The 17,480-nt window shown below is 58.9% G+C and carries 17 protein-coding genes; 7 read left to right on the top strand and 10 right to left on the bottom strand.

Annotation, left to right across the window (positions count from 1 at the left end; translation table 11 throughout):
- Positions 1 to 73: 73 nt before the first annotated feature.
- Positions 74 to 2,359, bottom strand: coding sequence for a S9 family peptidase (locus DMP17_RS11750; RefSeq protein WP_337829787.1), 2,286 nt, complete (start codon positions 2,357 to 2,359; stop codon positions 74 to 76).
- Here DMP17_RS11750 and DMP17_RS11745 point away from each other — a divergent pair.
- From DMP17_RS11745 to DMP17_RS11730, 4 genes are all read left to right on the top strand, one after another.
- The gene (locus DMP17_RS11745; RefSeq protein WP_337829260.1) at positions 2,358 to 4,181 is read left to right on the top strand and encodes an aminopeptidase P family protein; all 1,824 of its coding nucleotides are present in this window, start codon (positions 2,358 to 2,360) and stop codon (positions 4,179 to 4,181) included. The two genes, DMP17_RS11750 and DMP17_RS11745, sit on opposite strands and share 2 nt — an antisense overlap.
- Complete coding sequence (locus DMP17_RS11740) at positions 4,181 to 4,660, top strand: acyl-CoA thioesterase (RefSeq protein WP_337829259.1); 480 nt, start codon at positions 4,181 to 4,183, stop codon at positions 4,658 to 4,660. Before DMP17_RS11745 ends, DMP17_RS11740 begins: the two co-directional genes overlap by 1 nt.
- Positions 4,661 to 5,126: 466 nt before the next feature.
- The gene (locus DMP17_RS11735) at positions 5,127 to 6,227 is read left to right on the top strand and encodes a DUF47 family protein (protein ID WP_337829258.1); all 1,101 of its coding nucleotides are present in this window, start codon (positions 5,127 to 5,129) and stop codon (positions 6,225 to 6,227) included.
- A 26-nt stretch (positions 6,228 to 6,253) separates the two neighbouring features.
- Entirely contained in the window at positions 6,254 to 7,267 is a 1,014-nt protein-coding gene (locus tag DMP17_RS11730; RefSeq protein ID WP_337829257.1) for an inorganic phosphate transporter, read from the top strand.
- 7 nt (positions 7,268 to 7,274) lie between these two features.
- On the opposite strand, the gene DMP17_RS11725 is transcribed toward DMP17_RS11730, so the two are convergent.
- From DMP17_RS11725 to DMP17_RS11710, 4 genes are read right to left on the bottom strand one after another with little or no spacing between them, the layout of a single operon-like run.
- Positions 7,275 to 7,574, bottom strand: coding sequence for a putative quinol monooxygenase (locus tag DMP17_RS11725; protein WP_337829256.1), 300 nt, complete (start codon positions 7,572 to 7,574; stop codon positions 7,275 to 7,277).
- Positions 7,575 to 7,583: 9 nt separating this feature from the next.
- On the bottom strand, positions 7,584 to 8,966 hold the full coding sequence (gene pgmG, locus DMP17_RS11720) for a phosphoglucomutase/phosphomannomutase PgmG (protein ID WP_337829255.1): 1,383 nt from the start codon (positions 8,964 to 8,966) through the stop codon (positions 7,584 to 7,586).
- A gap of 39 nt (positions 8,967 to 9,005) precedes the next feature.
- A complete protein-coding gene (locus DMP17_RS11715) occupies positions 9,006 to 9,281 on the bottom strand; it encodes a hypothetical protein (protein WP_337829254.1) in 276 nt (91 codons plus the stop codon).
- Positions 9,282 to 9,310: 29 nt separating this feature from the next.
- Positions 9,311 to 10,141 (bottom strand): division plane positioning ATPase MipZ, encoded by an 831-nt coding sequence (locus DMP17_RS11710; protein ID WP_337829253.1) that lies wholly within the window; start codon positions 10,139 to 10,141, stop codon positions 9,311 to 9,313.
- Between the two features lie 66 nt (positions 10,142 to 10,207).
- On the opposite strand from DMP17_RS11710, the gene panC reads away from it, so the two are divergent.
- A complete protein-coding gene (gene panC, locus DMP17_RS11705) occupies positions 10,208 to 11,047 on the top strand; it encodes a pantoate--beta-alanine ligase (RefSeq protein WP_337829786.1) in 840 nt (279 codons plus the stop codon).
- A 105-nt stretch (positions 11,048 to 11,152) separates the two neighbouring features.
- The gene (locus DMP17_RS11700) at positions 11,153 to 11,509 is read left to right on the top strand and encodes a hypothetical protein (RefSeq protein ID WP_337829252.1); all 357 of its coding nucleotides are present in this window, start codon (positions 11,153 to 11,155) and stop codon (positions 11,507 to 11,509) included.
- 283 nt (positions 11,510 to 11,792) lie between these two features.
- Here the strand turns inward: DMP17_RS11700 and DMP17_RS11695 are convergent, their stop codons facing one another.
- Complete coding sequence (locus DMP17_RS11695; protein WP_337829251.1) at positions 11,793 to 12,716, bottom strand: hypothetical protein; 924 nt, start codon at positions 12,714 to 12,716, stop codon at positions 11,793 to 11,795.
- Between the two features lie 249 nt (positions 12,717 to 12,965).
- On the opposite strand from DMP17_RS11695, the gene DMP17_RS11690 reads away from it, so the two are divergent.
- Positions 12,966 to 14,345 (top strand): cytochrome P450, encoded by a 1,380-nt coding sequence (locus DMP17_RS11690; RefSeq protein ID WP_337829250.1) that lies wholly within the window; start codon positions 12,966 to 12,968, stop codon positions 14,343 to 14,345.
- Positions 14,346 to 14,357: 12 nt separating this feature from the next.
- On the opposite strand, the gene DMP17_RS11685 is transcribed toward DMP17_RS11690, so the two are convergent.
- The 4 genes from DMP17_RS11685 to DMP17_RS11670 form a co-directional block, all read right to left on the bottom strand.
- Positions 14,358 to 15,074 (bottom strand): hypothetical protein, encoded by a 717-nt coding sequence (locus DMP17_RS11685; RefSeq protein WP_337829249.1) that lies wholly within the window; start codon positions 15,072 to 15,074, stop codon positions 14,358 to 14,360.
- 10 nt (positions 15,075 to 15,084) lie between these two features.
- Entirely contained in the window at positions 15,085 to 15,456 is a 372-nt protein-coding gene (locus DMP17_RS11680) for a HesB/IscA family protein (RefSeq protein WP_337829248.1), read from the bottom strand.
- A gap of 303 nt (positions 15,457 to 15,759) precedes the next feature.
- A complete protein-coding gene (locus tag DMP17_RS11675; protein WP_337829247.1) occupies positions 15,760 to 16,248 on the bottom strand; it encodes an SUF system Fe-S cluster assembly protein in 489 nt (162 codons plus the stop codon).
- A gap of 6 nt (positions 16,249 to 16,254) precedes the next feature.
- Positions 16,255 to 17,436: a cysteine desulfurase gene (locus DMP17_RS11670; RefSeq protein ID WP_337829246.1), complete on the bottom strand. Its 1,182-nt coding sequence runs from the start codon at positions 17,434 to 17,436 to the stop codon at positions 16,255 to 16,257.
- Between the last annotated feature and the right edge of the window lie 44 nt (positions 17,437 to 17,480).

The raw sequence follows: 17,480 nt of genomic DNA, 5'->3' as shown, positions 1-17,480 counted from the left end.
TAAGTTGTCCGGACTGCTTTTGCTCCTGCCCGAACCCCAGTCCGAACCCCTATCCCTTACCCTGCCCGCGCGGCTATTTCACCATCCCCATCTGGCTGAGGATGAAGGCTTGTTCTTCCGCATCTTCGCGCAGCGATTCAAACCGGCCCGATTTGCCGCCATGTCCTGCACCCATATTGGTTTTAAGGAGCAACAGATTCTTGTCGGTCTTGGTCGCGCGCAATTTGGCGACCCATTTGGCTGGCTCCCAATAAGTGACGCGCGGGTCGTTGAGCCCCGCCGTCACCAGCATTGGCGGATAGGCTTTGGCGGTGACATTATCATAAGGCGAATAGCGCCACATGGTTTCAAACGCGGCCTTGTCCGTAATCGGATTGCCCCATTCGGGCCATTCGCCCGGAGTCAACGGCAGGCTTTCGTCCATCATCGTATTGATGACATCGACGAACGGCACATGGGCGACGACCGCGCCCCAGAGGCTCGGGTCCATATTGACGATAGCGCCCATCAGCTCGCCGCCCGCAGAGCCACCCGACGCCGAAATCTTGCCGCGCCCTGTATAGCCCTTATCGACCAAGCCTTGGGCCACATCGACAAAATCGTTGAACGTATTCTGGCGCTTGTCGAGCTTGCCCTGCAAATACCAGTTGCGCCCCAGATCATCACCGCCGCGAATATGCGCGATGCCGTAAATATAGCCGCGATCGACAAGGCTTAGCCGCGTGGTCGAAAAGCTCGGCGGCACCGCATAGCCATAAGCGCCATAGGCATAAAGATGGAGCGGGGCGGTGCCATTTTTGGCCAGTCCTTTTTTATAGACCAGCGACACGGGGATCATCGTCCCGTCGCGGCCCTTAATCTCGACCCGCTCGGTCACATAGTCCGCCGCATTATAGCCGCTCGGTATCTCCTGAACCTTCAACGTGGTGAGCGCGCCTGTATCGACATCATAATCATAGACCGTGTCGGGCGTGACCATCGATTCATAAGCGAGCCGCAGCGTGTGCGTGCCATATTCGGGGTTGCTGTCGAGCCCCGCCGAATAGCTTGCTTCGGGGAAGGGGATGCGCGTGACTTTGGCGGGATCCGCATAAGAACGCACCTCGATCTGGTCCAACCCGCCCTCGCGGCCTTCGACCACATAATAATCGCGGAAGGCCGAAAAATCGGTGATGTAGAAATTCTCTGCTCCCGCAATCAGCGTAGTCCACTGGTCGGGCTTGGCGAGGCTTGCGGTCGCGATGCGGAAATTGGGGTGGGTGTCATTGGCGTGAATATAGAGCGTGCCGTCATGTTCTTCGACGCTATATTCGCGGCCCTTTTTGCGCGGCGACACAAGGATCGGCGTGGCGAACGGATTGTCGCGCGGGATGAGGCGGACTTCGCTCGTTTCATTGTCACCGGTCGCAATCACCAGATATTTTTCCGAAGCGGTCAAGCCGACATCACAGGAAAAGCCGATATCGGCTTCCTTGAAAATCTGTTTGTCGCTGCTCACCGGCGTGCCGAGCTTATGGACATGGATATTGTCGGTGCGCCAATTTTCATTGGCAAGGCCGTATAACACCATCGCCGAATCCGCCGACCATTCGATGCTCGACAAGGTGCCGGGGATAGTATCGGGAAGCAGCGTCCCGGTTTCGAGATTTTTGAAGCGCACTTCAAACCGCTCGGAGCCATTATCATCGACCGAATAAGCGAGCAGCTTGCCATCGGGACTCACCGAAAATTCGCTGAGGCGGAAATAGTCCTTACCCTTGGCCAGCGCGGGTTCGTCGAGCAGCAAAATCGCCTCGCCCACCCCCTTGCCATCCGGTCCAGCGGCGCGGCGATACCATTTCTTATATTGGCCGCCCTTTTCAAATTCGGTCCAATAGACCCACGCACCATCTTTTTGCGGGACCGATTTTTCATCTTCCTTGATGCGGCCCTTCATTTCCTGAAACAGCTCTTCGACCAGCCCGTCATAGGGTTTCATGCTGGCGGTGAAATAAGCATTTTCCGCGTTGAGATAGGCAAGGATTTCGGGGTCATCGACCTCCGGATAGCCGGGGTCGCGTAGCCATGCCCACGGATCATCCCAGCTTTTGCCATGCGCGCTTGCGCGGTGCGGCTTTTGCGCAGCCACTGGCGGGGTCGGGGTAACAGCTTGCTTTACATCATGATTTGTCGTCAAAACCGGATCATCTTTCGCACTATTTACGTCCGCACCCTCAAGGCTTGCACAGGCAGCGACCAGAAAGAGGAAGGGACTAGCCATTACGGCCATGCCTCGCCTAAAGGATATGGTCATATGCCCTGCCCCCTTCGTATCGCCCGATGCGGTCAAGCGGCCATGGTGAAACAAGGAATGATTCATGTCCACCCTCGAACAGCATAAAGCGCGCCTTGCGGCGCTGCGCACCGAACTCGCCGCCCGCGGCCTTGATGGCTTCATCGTCCCCATCGTGGACGAATATATGTCCGAATATGTAGGCAGCTATGCCCAGCGCATGGCCTGGCTCACCGGCTTTGGCGGTTCGGCGGGGAGCGCGGTGGTGCTGACCGGCAAGGCAGGCGAAAAGGCTGCCGTGTTCGTCGACGGACGCTATACGTTGCAAGTCACCGAACAGGTTTCGGGTGAGGATTATGACTATGTCGGTATCCCGCAATCCAGCCCTGCGGCTTGGATTGAAGCCAATGCTCCTTCCGGGGCCAAGATCGGTTTCGACCCGTGGCTCCACACGATTGACTGGGTGCGCGGGACGCACGCTTTGCTCGACGCCAAGGGCATCGAACTGGTGCCGGTCGATAGCAATCCGCTGGATGCGGTGTGGGACGACCAGCCCGCGCCCTCGATAGCGCCCGCGACCGCGCATGGCGATGAATATGCAGGACGCAACGCCGCCGACAAGCGCGCGGAAATTGCCGACTGGCTGACCTCCAACGGGTTGGATGCGACCATTGTGACCGCGCTCGATTCGATTGCGTGGCTGCTCAATATTCGCGGCACCGATGTGACCCATACGCCGGTTGCGCTTTCTTATGCGATCCTCAATGCCGATGGCACGGCCGACCTGTTTATCGCGCCCGAAAAGGTGACGCCGCAGCTTATCCAGCATCTCGGCAATGCGGTGCGTATCCATGATCGCGACGCGTTCGAGCAAGGCTTGGACACCCTTAAAGGCAAGAAGGTCGCGGTCGATCCCGAACGCGCGGTTTCGGCGATTTTCTCGCGGTTGGAGCAAGCCGGTGCAACCATCCGCCGCCACCGCGATCCGACCGTCTTAGCGAAAGCCGTCAAGAACCCCGTCGAAATGGCCGGACAGCGCGCCGCCCAAGCGCGCGACGGCGCGGCCTTGTCGCGCTTCCTGCGCTGGGCACAAAGCGCGCTTCCCGAAGGCGGACAAACGGAATTATCCGCCGCCGCCCAACTGTTGCGCCTGCGCGAACAGACCGGGCTTTTGAAGGATTTGTCGTTCGACACGATTTCGGGTTTCGGTCCCAATGGTGCGAGCCCGCACTATCGCGTCGATGAGTCGAGCAATCTCCCCATCACCAGCGGCAATCTCTATCTCGTCGATTCGGGCGGCCAATATGAAGATGGCACTACCGATGTCACCCGCACCATCGCGGTCGGTGTGCCGAGCGATGAAATGATCCGCCGTTATACGCAGGTCTTGAAAGGCCATATCGCGCTCGCGCTCGCGGTCTTCCCAGAAGGCACGGCAGGGTCGCAGCTTGATACGCTCGCGCGCCAATATTTATGGGCGGATGGCGTCGATTATGCGCATGGCACCGGTCATGGCGTCGGCAGTTTCCTCGCGGTCCATGAAGGCCCGCAACGCATCGCCAAATCATCGGGCGGGCAGGCCGGCACCGAAGAACCGCTCAGGGCGGGCATGATCCTGTCCAATGAACCGGGCTATTATAAGACCGGCGAATTCGGCATCCGCATCGAAAATCTGGTCGTGGTCGAACCGCGCGAGATTGCGGGCGCGGAACAGCCGATGCTCGGCTTTGAAACGCTGACCTTCGCGCCGCTCGACCGCACGCTGATCGATTCGTCGATGCTGAACGAGGCCGAACGGTCATGGGTTAATGCCTATCATGCCAAGGTGATGGACATACTCGGTCCCGAACTGGAAGCCGATGACCGCGCTTGGCTCGCTAATGAATGTCGCCCTCTGGAGGCCCGTTAATGGATCATGCTTTGTGGGAAATGCCGCGCGACGAATTCCCCGTCACACACAGCGTGCGCGTGCGCTATAACGAGATAGACGGGCAGAAAATCGTCTTTAACGGCAATTATTTCATCTATGCCGATATTGGCGTCACCGAATATTTCCGGATGCTCGGCGAAGGCCAGCCGGGGCCGTTTTTCCACCAATATGGCACCGACATTTTCGTGGTCCATGCCGAAATCGACTATCATGCGAGCGCCGTGCTTGACGATATGATCGACATTGTTGCGCGCGTGAGCCGCATCGGGCGGACCAGCTTTACGTTGCACGTCGCAATCTTCCGCGGGGCCGAGCGGCTGACCGACATCACCATCATCTATGCGCATATGGATTTGGACAGCGGCGAAGCCACCCCGCTCCCCGCAAGCTTCATCGCCGATGTCAGAAGCGCCCAAAAAACGCCGCCCGCGCAAGATCCGGCGAAACAGTGGGGGTAACTACCACACCCCTCCCGCCTGCGGGAGGGGCAATGAAGCCTTAATGAGCGCAGCGAATTTAGGCGCGTGGGGTGGGTCGAGGTTTAAATTGCGTTTGCGAACAGACCCACCCCCAATTCAGCGAACGCGAAACTTCCCCCGGCAGTTTCGGATTGTGCCGGGGGCACAATTCTGTTCGCTCGCAAACGGGAGGGGAGATAAATGATAGCCCTCCTCCTAGCCGCTACTACCGCACCCCATCCGCGACCGCATCGAGCGCCGCGCCATCGCGTAAAAATTTGTCCGCACTCTTTTCGACACGGGTTTACGATAGCATAAACCGATGAGTCGCAACGTGCCCTTGTTCGCAAGGGGTTGCGTGCGCTTTGCTATCCGCTTGCACCCGACCGCGCGCGGGGATAAAGCGCGTGTCATAAAAATGTCATAAATCTTTACCGGGACTATCATTATCAACCAGATTGCAGCCTTGCCCTATCGCACCACCAGCGATGCGATTGACGCGCCGGTCGAGATCATGCTCGTGACATCGCGCGAGACGAAACGCTGGGTGCTGCCTAAAGGCAATCCGATTGCGGGCCTGTCCGCGCACGCGTCGGCCGCGCATGAGGCGGAGGAAGAAGCGGGCATCCGTGGGGCGGCCTGTCCCACCCCCATCGGCCATTATAGCTATCGCAAAAAGAAACGCACCGGCGCGTCCTTGCTGCTCACCGTCGATGTGTTCCCCGTGCTGGTCACGACCGAACTCGACGATTGGGAGGAAATGGACGAGCGCGAACGGCGCTGGTTCCCGCTCGCCGAAGCCGCCGCTGCGGTGGACGAGCCGGACTTGAAACAACTGATTCTCCATTTCCGCGCCAGCGATGTGACGCCCGCGCAAGGCATCATCGCGTCGAGCGCCAAGGAACTCAAAAAAGGAACAGGGATGTTCAACTGGTTTCAGGCCCTGCTTCCCAAGCAAGGCAATTTCTTCGACCTGTTCGAAGCCCATGCGGTGACGCTGACGACGGCGAGCGAGGCGCTTGCGCGCCTGTTCCAGGGCGGTCCCGGCATGGCCGACCATATCAAGGAAATCGAACAGCGCGAACATGATGCCGACGACATCATCCGCGAAGTGTTGCAGACCGTGCGCCGCACCTTCCTGACGCCGTTCGACCGGGGTTCGATCATCGATATGATCTCGGCGATGGATGATGCGATTGACCAGATGCAGCAGACGGCGGGCGCGATTGACCTTTATGAAATCACCGAGTTCGACCAAGGGATGCGCGATATGGCGGCGATTATCGTCGATGCCGCGCGCGTGACCGCCGAAGCCTTGCCGCTGCTGCGCGACATAGCGGGCAATGGCGCGCGGCTCCACACCTTGACCGAACGGCTCGTCCATCTGGAAGGTCAGGCGGACAAGATCCACGCGGCGGGCCTGCGCGCATTGTTCCACCAATATGGCGCGACCGACACGCTCAAATTCATCGTGCTGCGCGAAATTTACAGCCATTTGGAGCGCGTCGTCGACCGGTTTGAAGATGTCGCCAATGAAATTGACGGCATCGTCATCGACCATAGCTAACGCACCGGGACAGGACATAAGCGCCCATGCATGAACTTGCCTTTCCGCTGCTGGTCGGCCTCATCATATTGGCCTTGTTGTTCGACTTTCTGAACGGCCTGCATGATGCGGCCAATTCGATTGCCACGGTGGTCGCGACCAAATTGCTGAGTCCGGTGAAGGCCGTGCTGTTCGCGGCCTTTTTCAACGCGGCGGCCTATTTCCTGATGCTCGCTTTCCCCTCGCTTCATAAAGTTGCGGAAACCATCGGCAAGGGGCTGATCGACAAGGATCTGGTGACCCCCGCCGTAGTGTTCGGCGCGCTCATCGGTGCGATGTTCTGGAATGTCGTGACCTGGCTTAAAGGCATCCCCTCTTCGTCGAGCCATGCGTTGATTGGCGGGATTATCGGCGCGGGTGTCGCCCATTCCGGCTTTGGCGCGATTGAATGGGCGGGGCTGAACAAGACGCTCATCGCTATCGTGCTGTCCCCGACGCTTGGCATGATGCTGTCGATGGCGATCATGCTCGTCACAAGCTGGCTCTATAAAGGCGCGACCGTGCGCCGCGCGGACCGCGATTTCCGCTATCTCCATCTGATTTCGTCCGCGACCTATTCGCTGAGCCACGGGCTTAACGACGCGCAAAAGACGATGGGGATCATCACCGTGCTTCTCTATTCGACCGGCTATCTGGGCGGCGAATTCCATGTGCCGCATTGGGTTGCGATTAGCTGTTATGTCGCCATCGGCCTCGGCACCTTGTCGGGCGGATGGAAGATTATCGAGACAATGGGCTCGAAAATCACCAAACTGTCGCAGCATCAAGGGTTCAGCGCGTCGATGGGCGGATCGATCATGGTGTTTGCCGCAAGCGCAATGGGCATCCCCGTCTCGACCACCCACACCATCACCGGGTGCGTCATCGGCGCAGGCACCGCCAAGCGTGCGTCCTCAGTGCGCTGGAGCGTCACGGGCAATATCTTCATGGCGTGGATTATCACGATCCCCGCGTCAGCGAGCGTTGCGGCGATTTTCTATTATCTGACGCGGTTATTTTGACCTGAGGTTAGGTTTCAAGCGGCGCGCCGACTTCATAAAGCTGAAGCCGACGATCACCGATCCCCAGCTTTTCCCAAGACGCGCGCCAAAGCTTGATGTGATCCGACGCGAAATGCTCATCTAGCGCAGGTTGGTCGCGCCAGATTTCTTTGACGTGGATAAGCCCGGGATCAAACAAGTCCTCGGCATAGCTATATTCAAAGCAGCCATCTTCGGCGCGGCTGGCTTCAACCATAACGCGCATGGGGCCCCGAGCTTCATCAAGGTTTTCCTGGGGCAGACGAACGGTTCCGACAATCAACAGCATAAAAGCCGCCTAGTGTCCCGCCTGCGGGCCGCGCTCTAATCCAGACAACGCCAGTTGTTCGTCGATTTGCGCTAGCAGTCGCTCCAACCCCGGCTCATCCTTGGCTTCGGCGCGCGCGACCAGCACGTCTTGCGTGTTCGATGCGCGCAGGAGCCACCAGCCGTCTGCGGTGTTAACCCGCGCGCCGTCGGTGCGATCCACCGCCGCGCCATCGGCTTCTAGCCGCGCCAGCACTTCATCGACCACCGCAAATTTGCGGGCCTCATCGACCTGAAAGCGCATTTCCGGCGTGTTGACCATCGCGGGCATCTCGCCGCGCAATTGCGTCACGCTCTTGCCCAGTAAATGCGACGCTTCGATGAGCCGCACCGCCGCATAAAGCGCGTCGTCAAACCCGTAATAGCGGTGCTTGAAGAAAATATGCCCGCTCATCTCGCCCGCGAGCGGCGAGGCGGTTTCCTTCATTTTGGATTTGACGAGGCTATGCCCGGTTTTCCACATGACAGGCTGCCCGCCCAATTCGGCCACGCGGTCGAACAAGGCTTGCGAGGCTTTGACATCGGCAATGATGGTCGCGCCCGGCAATTCCTTGAGCACGGGTTCTGCAAAAATGGACAGCAACTGGTCGCCCCAGATGACGCGCCCTTCACCGTCAATCGCGCCGATACGGTCGCCATCGCCGTCAAAGGCAATGCCAAAATCAAGGCCTTTATCCGCAACCAGCGCCTTCAAATCGGCAAGATTTTTCTCTTCGGTCGGGTCGGGGTGATGGTTGGGGAAAGTGCCGTCCACTTCGGTGTAGAGCGTGAAATGTTCGCCCGGCAGTTTCGCAACCAGCTTTTCCAAAGCCGGACCCGCCGCGCCATTGCCTGCGTCCCAACCGATGCGGAAGGTGCCGCCTTGGAAATCTTCGACGAGCCGGTCGACATAGCGGTCCATAATATCGACGGCTTCCGACCCTGCGCTGCCTTCATCCCAATCGCCGCTTGCCGCCATGACGCCCAGTGTCTGGATGTCCGCGCCATAAAAGGGGCGGCCCTGGAACACCATTTTGAACCCGTTATAATCGGGCGGATTATGGCTGCCGGTAATCTGGATACCGCCATCGACGCCCAAGGTTTCGCTGCCATAATAAAGCATCGGGGTCGGCCCTTCGCCGACGCGCACCGCATGGATGCCGCTCTCGTTCAACCCCTTGACCAAGGCCGCTTCGAGGATCGGCGAGGAGGTGCGGCCGTCATAGCCGACCGCGACCGCCTTGCCGCCCGCGCGCGCAACCAAAGTGCCGAAGCCGCGCCCGATGGCATAGGCGTCGGCCTCTCCTAAAGTTTCGCCGATAATACCGCGAATATCATATTCCCGAAGGCTGGTCGGGTGGAACTGGTGGGTCACAAAATATCCTCTTATCGGGGGAGGGAAGGAACAGGAAATTCAGCGCAGCGGGGGCTGCTGGTCGAGCGCGGCGAGCATCGTATCGCGCGCGCGGTTAACTTTGGCGGCAAGCGCGGGCGAGCCGCCAGTGTCGGGATGGACGCGCTCGATCAGGCTGCGATGCGCAGCGAGAATAGCCTCGCGGCTCGCATCGGGGCGCAGGTTGAGGAGGCGCGCTGCCTCGCGCACATCGGCGGAGGCCGCGCGGCGCTGGCCATTGGTCCAGAACCACCACACCGCACCCGCCAGCACTATCAGGATAAGCAGTTTCGCCACGATGCGTCCGCCTTGCGTTTAAAGGAATATCAGTTTGCCGCGAGGACCGAGGCGGCAAAGGGGTTGAGGCCGTTGGGGCGCGGCGCTTCTTCACGGCGCGGCAGTTGCAGCCCCGCAATCATTTCGCGCAATTCCTGACGGGCCGCGACATGGCTGATGCCAAGGTCGCCGAGCATCCCCTTGTCGAGCAAGGTGAGGCCCGACGGGAATAGCTCGCGGTAAATCACGCGCTCGCCAAGCCCCGGCAGCACGCGGAAACCCACGCGCTTCGACAATTCGGCCAATGCTTCCCCTACGCGGCGCATATTGCGCGCTTCGATATGCTGGAGGCGGTTGCGCATCAGCACCCAATCGACGCTGCGCCCATCGGTCTTGGCGCGCTTTTGCCGCGCTTCCCAGATGAGTTCGGCGTAGAAGGACAGCCGCTTCACCTTGAAGGTTTCGGGGTCAACCTGTCCCACCAGATCGAAATCGACAAAGCTGTCATTCATCGGCGTGACCAGCGTATCGGCGCGCGGCGCAAGGTGGCGGGCAAAGACATCATCGCGCCCCGGCGTATCGGCGATGAAGAAATCCGCGCCTTGGCTAATCTCCGCAACTTTTGTGTCCAATTCTTCGACTGTAGTGCCGGTGAACACATCGAAAGCGGGGGTCGGCAAATCAATGCCGCGCCGTCCGGCGGTCGCCAGCCGGTTTTCCAGATAGCGGTAAAAAGTGCGCTGGCGCGGATCGAGGTCTAGCCCGACCACCTTATAGCCTTGCACCGCCAAGGCGACCGCGACATGGACCGCGCTGGTCGATTTACCGGTGCCGCCTTTTTCGTTGGCGAAGATAATATAATGTGGCGTTTGTGCTGTCATGCGATTCCGACTAGTGGTGCCCCCCTTGAACGAATTGGGCGTTCTTCTATCGGAGCCGGAACCTTGGTGCAAATCATCCGTGACGTAAAATCACTGCCAGCCGCCTTGGCGGGTCTTTCCCGCGACTTTGGCACGATTGCGCTGGTGCCGACGATGGGCGCGCTCCATGCCGGGCATATGGCACTGGTGAAAGAAGCCAAGCGCCATGCCGATGCGGTGGTCGTTTCGATCTTCGTCAACCCGACCCAGTTCGGCCCCAATGAGGATTTGGCAAACTATCCCCGGCAAGAAGCCGCCGATATTGCGCTCTTGGAAGCCGAAGGCGTGGCGCTTGCGTGGATTCCCGATGTCGCGTCCATCTATCCGGACGGCTTTGATACGATGATCCGCGTCGGCGCACTCGCCGACCGCTGGGATGGCGCGGCCCGCCCCGGCCATTTTGATGGCGTCGCGACGGTTGTGACCAAGCTTATCAACCGGATTGGCCCCAAGGTCGCGCTGTTCGGCGAAAAGGATTGGCAACAACTTGCGGTCATCCGCCGCACGGTTGCGGACCTCGATATGGCGGTCACGATTATCGGCGTGCCGACCGAACGCGCGGAAGACGGCCTCGCTCTGTCGTCGCGCAATGCCTATCTGTCCGACGCCGAGCGCGCCGCCGCGCCCGTTCTACACCATGCGATTCAGCAGGCCGCGCGCGCGATTAGCGACGGGGCGGGTGTAGCCGACGCGCTGGAGACGGCCCGCGCAGCGATCCTTTCCGGCGGCTTCAAGAGCATCGATTATGTCGCGCTGGTCGATGCCGATAGCCTTGAACCGCTCACCCGTTTTGCCGCCCCTGCACGCATGATTGCCGCCGCCCGGATAGGCACGACGCGGCTTATCGACAATATCGCGGTCGGCTGACGGGATTAATCCATGTTTTTTTACATTGGCTAAATAGCTGATTTTCAACGATTATTTGCATAAGCAAAATTAGTCACGCGCTTGTTAACCCTTTGTTGACCATAGATGGATGAATTTCATCCCATCGAAACGCAACAGGGAACAGGTTCGATGGGTAATAGCATGAAAAGCGCGGCTTTTTTGATGGAAAGCCGGATTGCAGAAGCGGGACAGGGCAAGGTCTCGGCATGTTTCGATTTAGGGGTCGCTTATTCGACCGGCTCGGGCGTCGATTATGATCTGGTCGAAGCGCATAAATGGTTTAATCTGGCGGCACTTGGCGGCAGCAAGGAAGGCCAGATATGCCGCGCGGAAATTTCGGGGGAAATGACGCGCGAGGAAATTTCGGAAGCGCAGCGTCAGGCGCGTGCCTGGCTCGACCAACTGGCCCGTCCGGTTGCGCAGCAACGCTACGCGGCCTGAACCGGCCTTCCAAAACGACCACATGCGCGGCCACATGCGCCGCATAACATATCGTCACGCCCTCCCCCGTCAGCGGGTGGGTGGACAGGGTGAGGCTTGTCTGCGGGGGCGTATAGAGACGCCTCACCCGATTTATTGCTGATGGCGGGCGGGGTAATTAACCACGGCCGTCTTTTTTATATTGCGTTGCTGGCGCGCATGAAAAAAGGCTGCCAACGCTAATCGGCAGCCCTTCTCCAGACCCAGTTGCCCCAAAAGGCAGCCTTTGGTCACGATTAATTTATTATTCCTCCAACGGGCGCTCGCGCATCCGGCCAAAGCCACGGCCTTCGCGGTTGGGACGCTGGGCGGGTGCCGCGCGTTCTTGACGCTGTTGCTGCGGTGCGGCCTGTTGGCGCTGTTGCGGCTGAGGACGAGCCTGCGGGGCAACCTGCTGACGCTGCTCCTGACGCCAGCGGCGTTGGCCTTCCTGCCGTTGGCCCTCGGGACGCTGGCCTTGCCATTGCGGACGTGCGCGCGGGGTGCCGTCGGGGCGTTGCTGGCCCTGCCATTGGCGCGGCTGACCATCCCCACGCCCTTCCCCGCGATTACCGCGCCAGTTGCGCGACGGCTGCGTTGAGTCAGGCTGGCGCTGCTGGCGGATCACGCGGCGCTGTTCGCGCTCACGGTTGCGTTCAGCCTCACGCGCGGCAGGCGCAAGATGCCCGAAACCGCGACGGTCCTTATCATCCCGGCGGATATGTTCAGGGCGCTGCACCATATTGGGCGGGCGGCCTGCGGTCGGGCGGTCATAGCGGTTCTTGTCGCGCCAGTTGCGGTCATGATTATTGCCGCGCCCGTTGCGCATCCGCCAATCGCGACGCCAGTTACCCCAATAATTGCGGTATTTCTGGTTCATCGGATAATAGCGGCCGCCACGGTCGTAAACATAAACGCCATAGCCCGGATAATAATAATTATCGTACCAGCCGCCGCCATAGCCTATGTTGGGATAGCCCAGACGGTAATCGTCATAATAATAATCGTCATAGCCGCCATAGCCATAACCGTCATCATAGCCATAGCCGTAGCCATCGTCATAATAGCCATAATCGCTGGCACCATAAATGCCGCCATCATACATGCAGCCCGACAGGCTGAACGCTGCAGCCGCAGCCAATCCTGCGCGACCCATAAGCTTGCGCGAAACCGGAAGCTTGAAAGACATTGTCATTATTCCTTCCACAAAAACCGCCCCGTGCCTCTTATTAACGCGCAAGCAGGCTATCGAATCGGCTCACTTTATCGTGACTTAATACCATATCGACTTGAATTGCGGGTGAACACAGATGTAAATCCGTATAAATTTACGCTTGTGTCAGTAAGCAGGTCCGGTAAGCTTCAACACCGGTAACAAGGCGCGAATCCGTCCTGCGGCACCTCCATCGCGCCGCTACCCGTTGGAGAGCTGAAACCCATGAGCGAACGCACGGCGATGCTGGCCGCCCATCCGCACTGGCCCCCTTTTCACAGCCGCGACGCGCTCGCCCATATCCCCGGCGAAGACGGGATGCCGTTTCTGGGCACCACGCTGGAACAGCTTAAAGACCCGCGCGCCTTCACCGCCAAAATGGTCGCGCGCTTTGGCAAGATTTTCCGGACACGCGGCTTTGGCGGCTATCAGGTGGCGCTGCTTGGCCCCGAAGCCAATGAGCTGATGCTGTTCGACCGCGACAAGATATTTTCCTCCGAACAAGGCTGGGGGCCGATTTTGTGGCGGCTCTTCCCGCGCGGGCTGATGCTGATGGATTTCGACCATCACCGCATGGACCGGCGCACCTTGTCGGTCGCCTTCAAGCCCGAACCGATGAAATATTATGCCGACAGCCTGAACGAAGGCATTGCCGCGCGCGTCCGGCAATGGAGCGAAGCGGACGGGGCGGAGATGCTATTCTACCCCGCCATCAAACAGCTAACGCTCGACCTTGCGGCGACCTCTTTCCTCGGCATTGCATGGGGGCCGGAAGCCGACCGTATCAATCAGGCTTTTGTCGATATGGTGGCGGCATCGGTCGGTGTCGCGCGCACGCCTTTGCCTTTCACCAAAATGGCGCGGGGTGTAGCGGGACGGCGTTATCTGAGCGACTTTTTCGCGCGCGCAATTCCCGAACGGCGCCAGCGCGAGGGCAGCGATATTTTCACCCAAATCTGTCATGCGGTCGATGAAAATGGCGCGCCTTTGTCCGATCAGGCGATTATCGACCATATGAATTTCCTGATGATGGCCGCGCATGACACGATTACATCGTCGGTCACATCGATGGTATGGCTGCTCGGCCAGCATCCCGAATGGCAGGAGCGGCTGCGCGCGGAAATGCTGGGCGTAGCGCAAGCGGGCGCGCCCTTGTCGCACAATGCGCTGGGGCAGTTGGAACTCACCGAAATGGCGTTCAAGGAAAGCCTGCGCATGATCCCGCCGGTCCCCGCCATCCCGCGCCGCGCGCTCAAGCCGTTCGATTTTGGCGGCTATACCATCCCTGCGGGCACCCATGTCGGCATCAACCCGACCTATACGCATAATATGCCCGAATATTGGCCGGAGCCGGAAAAATTTGACCCGATGCGCTTTACCCCCGAACAGGTGCGCGAACGCCACAAATATGCGTGGGTGCCGTTCGGCGGCGGCGCGCATATGTGTCTGGGTCTCCATTTCGCCTATATGCAGGCGAAAATCTTCTTCCACCATTTGCTGACCACACATCGCATCGTGCTGGACGAAGGCTATACCCCCGAATGGCAGGCCTGGCCGATTCCAAAACCCAGGGACGGGCTGAAAATAAGGTTGGAGAAGATTTGAGGATTTTAACGCTTATCTATTCGAAGATTGCGCATCAAAAGGTGTCTCTAATCCGATTTCTTTAAGCAACATTCTTCCCAAACCAGAAATTTGAACGGAATGTTTAAAATCGCCCTTTCGCGTATCAAATTCAGGGCTTTGGCCACGACTAGGCGAAGAATATTGTTTCTCAAGGAGGCCTAACTTCAATAGACTTTCTCGGCCTAGTTGATAAAGGTTATCTTGTTCAATCTCCTCTGGGGTGGAGCCTAAATGAATAGGGTTGGGCCGATTGATTACGTCGAATGCGTTTCGGTCTATGCCTGCAAATGATCGGCCATATGCGTTCAGAAGTGATACTTGGTCATCGTCCAGTTCACTCAACATTCTGAGCAACCTTTTTCGGCGGATTATATCGCTATCATCAGCCTTTAAGCCGCGACTTACTGCTTCAACAATTTGCTCAATTCGCTGTTGTGTTGTCGCGCGAGCTGCTTGATATCCACCTTCTTCTATAAGGTCTATCTTGTCAGCGTTCGCTGCAAGCCGGTCTTTCACATGGGCGTCAAGTTCATCTACACGACTGGCGAGCTTTCTTAGATACTCCACTATTCTGTCAGCTCGCTGCCCCGGCACAACAACGCCTATGATTTCCGCAAGTGGTCCGCCTACCAATGGAATGAGGCTCGCAACCCCTTTGCCGATTACTACAAGTTGGTCACGGAGTTGATCATCTAAATTGTCGTTCATCCGTTCACCACTAAACCGTAAAGCTTTCGCCGCAGCCGCAACTGCCGGTGGCGTTGGGATTGTTGAACACAAAGCCTGCGGCGAAATCATCTTCGACCCAGTCCATTGTGGAGCCGATCAGATAGAGGACCGACCCGCCATCGACATAAAATGTGCCGCCCGGCGTTTCGATTTTTTCGTCCATCGCGACTTCTTCGCTGACATAATCGACCGAATAGGCAAGGCCCGAACAACCGCGGCGCGGGGTGGAAAGTTTGACGCCTATCGCCCCTTCCGGCGCGCGGTCCATGAGCGCGGCAATCCGCGCTTCGGCGGCAGGCGTCAGTAAAATCGCGGCTGGGCGCGGTTTGCGGGCGGTGGTGGTTTCGGTCGTGGTCGTCATATTGGTCATCCTATCGGAGCATACTCTCTAAAGCCCCTCCTCCTTCAGGGGAGGGGTTGGGGTGGGGGCTGTCCGTCTGACGCTGCGTTTGCGGACGGCCCCCACCCCACTACGACTAAGAATTTTCAGCTTCGCTTCAAATTCCTAAGTCTCCGTTGCCCCTCCCCTAAAGGAGGAGGGGCTTATATGGTTTCCCCCTATCGTCATTGCGAGCGCCGAAGGCGCGCGGCAATCCAGAGCGGAGCTCACGCAACTCTGGATTGCTTCGTCGCTCCGCTCCTCGCAATGACGGAGGGCTTATTATCACAACATCCCCAGTTCCAACCTCGCCTCGTCACTCATCTTGGACGCATCCCACGGCGGATCCCACACCAGATTCACTTCCGCAAAACCGACGCCCGGCACGGAGCCGACGCGCAGTTCGACTTCGCCCGGCATGGATTCCGCGACCGGACAATGGGGCGTCGTCAAGGTCATGGTGACAACCGCATGGCCATCGTCCGTCACCTCGACATTATAGATAAGGCCAAGATCATAAATATTCACCGGAATTTCGGGATCGAAGATGGTTTTCAATTCCTCGATAATCGCTTCCTGCACATTGCCACCCGGCCCGCCCGCGTCGGGTTCTGCCGGTTTTTGGGCGAGAAAGCCGTCAAGATAGTCGCGCTTGCGCTCGACTTTGTCGGTCAGGCTTTCCGCTTCAAAGGGTGATGGCGCCATGACGCGCGCCTTGGGCGGGGCGGCCACTTCGGTGACTTCTTCAAATTCGATTTTGCGTTCTTCGTTCATCTGTTTTCACCCGAAAATCCGCGTGACGCGGGTAAGCCCTTTAAGCAGCGCATCGACATCGCCTTCATCGGAATAAAGGCCGAAGCTCGCGCGCGCGGTTGCCGGAACCCCAAGATGGTCCATCAGCGGCTGCGCGCAATGGTGGCCCGCGCGGATCGCGACGCCTTCTTCATCCAATATGGTGCCGATGTCGTGCGGATGCACCCCTTGCATCGCAAAAGAGACAATGCCCGCGCTATCTTCGGGGCCGAACAGGCGGATGCTATTGATCGCGCGTAACCCTTCGCGGGTCGCGGTGACCAACTTGGCCTCATGCGCGTGGATTGCCGCAACCCCGATATTTTCGACATAGCGGATGGCGGCTGCCAGAGCGATCGCGCCGGTGATATGCGGCGTGCCCGCTTCAAAGCGCGCGGGTGGCGGGGCATAGGTTGTGCGTTCGAACGTCACTCTGTCGATCATCGCACCGCCCCCATGCCAAGGCGGCATCGCGGCCAAAATATCAGCCTTGGCCCATAGCACACCGATGCCGGTCGGGCCGTAAAGCTTATGGCCGGAAAAGACGTAAAAGTCCGCATCGAGCGCCGCCACATCGACCGGCAAGCGCGGCACAGCCTGACAACCGTCAATCAGGATTTTTGCGCCGACCTTATGCGCCAAGGCGACCGCGCGCGGCACATCAAGGACGCTCCCCAGCACATTGGACACATGGGCAAAGGCGACCAGCTTATGCGCGGGCGTGAGCATCGCTTCGGCGGCATCGAGGTCGATGCGGCCATCTTGCGTCAGCGGACATACATCAATGACGGCTCCCCTGCGCTCGGCGAGCAATTGCCAGGGCACGATATTGCTATGATGCTCGAGCGTCGAAAGCAGGATGCGGTCACCCGCTTTGAGGGTCGCATTGCCCCAGCTATGCGCGACCAGATTAATGCCCTCGGTCGCCCCGCGCACGAACAGGATCTCGTTGCTCTGAGCATTAATAAAGCGCGCCACCGTCTCGCGCGCGGCTTCATAGGCGAGCGTCATATTGGCGGACTTGGCATAAACCCCGCGATGCACGGTGGCATAATCGACGCCCAGCGCCGCGAGTTCCGCGTCAATCACCGCTTGGGGCTTGAGCGCGGTCGCGGCGGTATCAAGATAATGCCAACCATCGGCAAGCGACGGGAAATCAGCGCGGTTCATCTTATGCCCCTCCCCTTTAGGGGAGGGGTTGGGGTGGGGGCTGT

The organism is Pseudonocardia sp. TMWB2A (assembly GCF_017312135.1).
The sequence above is the reverse complement of the archived record's forward strand: the minus strand, read 5'-3'. Positions and strand labels throughout refer to the sequence as shown.

Bases quoted from the DNA above. Each gene is read 5' to 3' on its own strand.
- DMP17_RS11745 (WP_337829260.1), top strand. From the start codon at position 2,358: ATGTCCACCCTCGAACAGCATAAAGCGCGCCTTGCGGCGCTGCGCACC.
- DMP17_RS11750 (WP_337829787.1), bottom strand. From the start codon at position 2,359: ATGAATCATTCCTTGTTTCACCATGGCCGCTTGACCGCATCGGGCGAT.
- DMP17_RS11740 (WP_337829259.1), top strand. From the start codon at position 4,181: ATGGATCATGCTTTGTGGGAAATGCCGCGCGACGAATTCCCCGTCACA.
- DMP17_RS11730 (WP_337829257.1), top strand. From the start codon at position 6,254: ATGCATGAACTTGCCTTTCCGCTGCTGGTCGGCCTCATCATATTGGCC.
- DMP17_RS11725 (WP_337829256.1), bottom strand. From the start codon at position 7,574: ATGCTGTTGATTGTCGGAACCGTTCGTCTGCCCCAGGAAAACCTTGAT.
- DMP17_RS11710 (WP_337829253.1), bottom strand. From the start codon at position 10,141: ATGACAGCACAAACGCCACATTATATTATCTTCGCCAACGAAAAAGGC.
- DMP17_RS11700 (WP_337829252.1), top strand. From the start codon at position 11,153: ATGGATGAATTTCATCCCATCGAAACGCAACAGGGAACAGGTTCGATG.
- DMP17_RS11695 (WP_337829251.1), bottom strand. From the start codon at position 12,716: ATGTCTTTCAAGCTTCCGGTTTCGCGCAAGCTTATGGGTCGCGCAGGA.
- DMP17_RS11690 (WP_337829250.1), top strand. From the start codon at position 12,966: ATGAGCGAACGCACGGCGATGCTGGCCGCCCATCCGCACTGGCCCCCT.
- DMP17_RS11685 (WP_337829249.1), bottom strand. From the start codon at position 15,074: ATGAACGACAATTTAGATGATCAACTCCGTGACCAACTTGTAGTAATC.
- DMP17_RS11680 (WP_337829248.1), bottom strand. From the start codon at position 15,456: ATGACGACCACGACCGAAACCACCACCGCCCGCAAACCGCGCCCAGCC.
- DMP17_RS11675 (WP_337829247.1), bottom strand. From the start codon at position 16,248: ATGAACGAAGAACGCAAAATCGAATTTGAAGAAGTCACCGAAGTGGCC.
- DMP17_RS11670 (WP_337829246.1), bottom strand. From the start codon at position 17,436: ATGAACCGCGCTGATTTCCCGTCGCTTGCCGATGGTTGGCATTATCTT.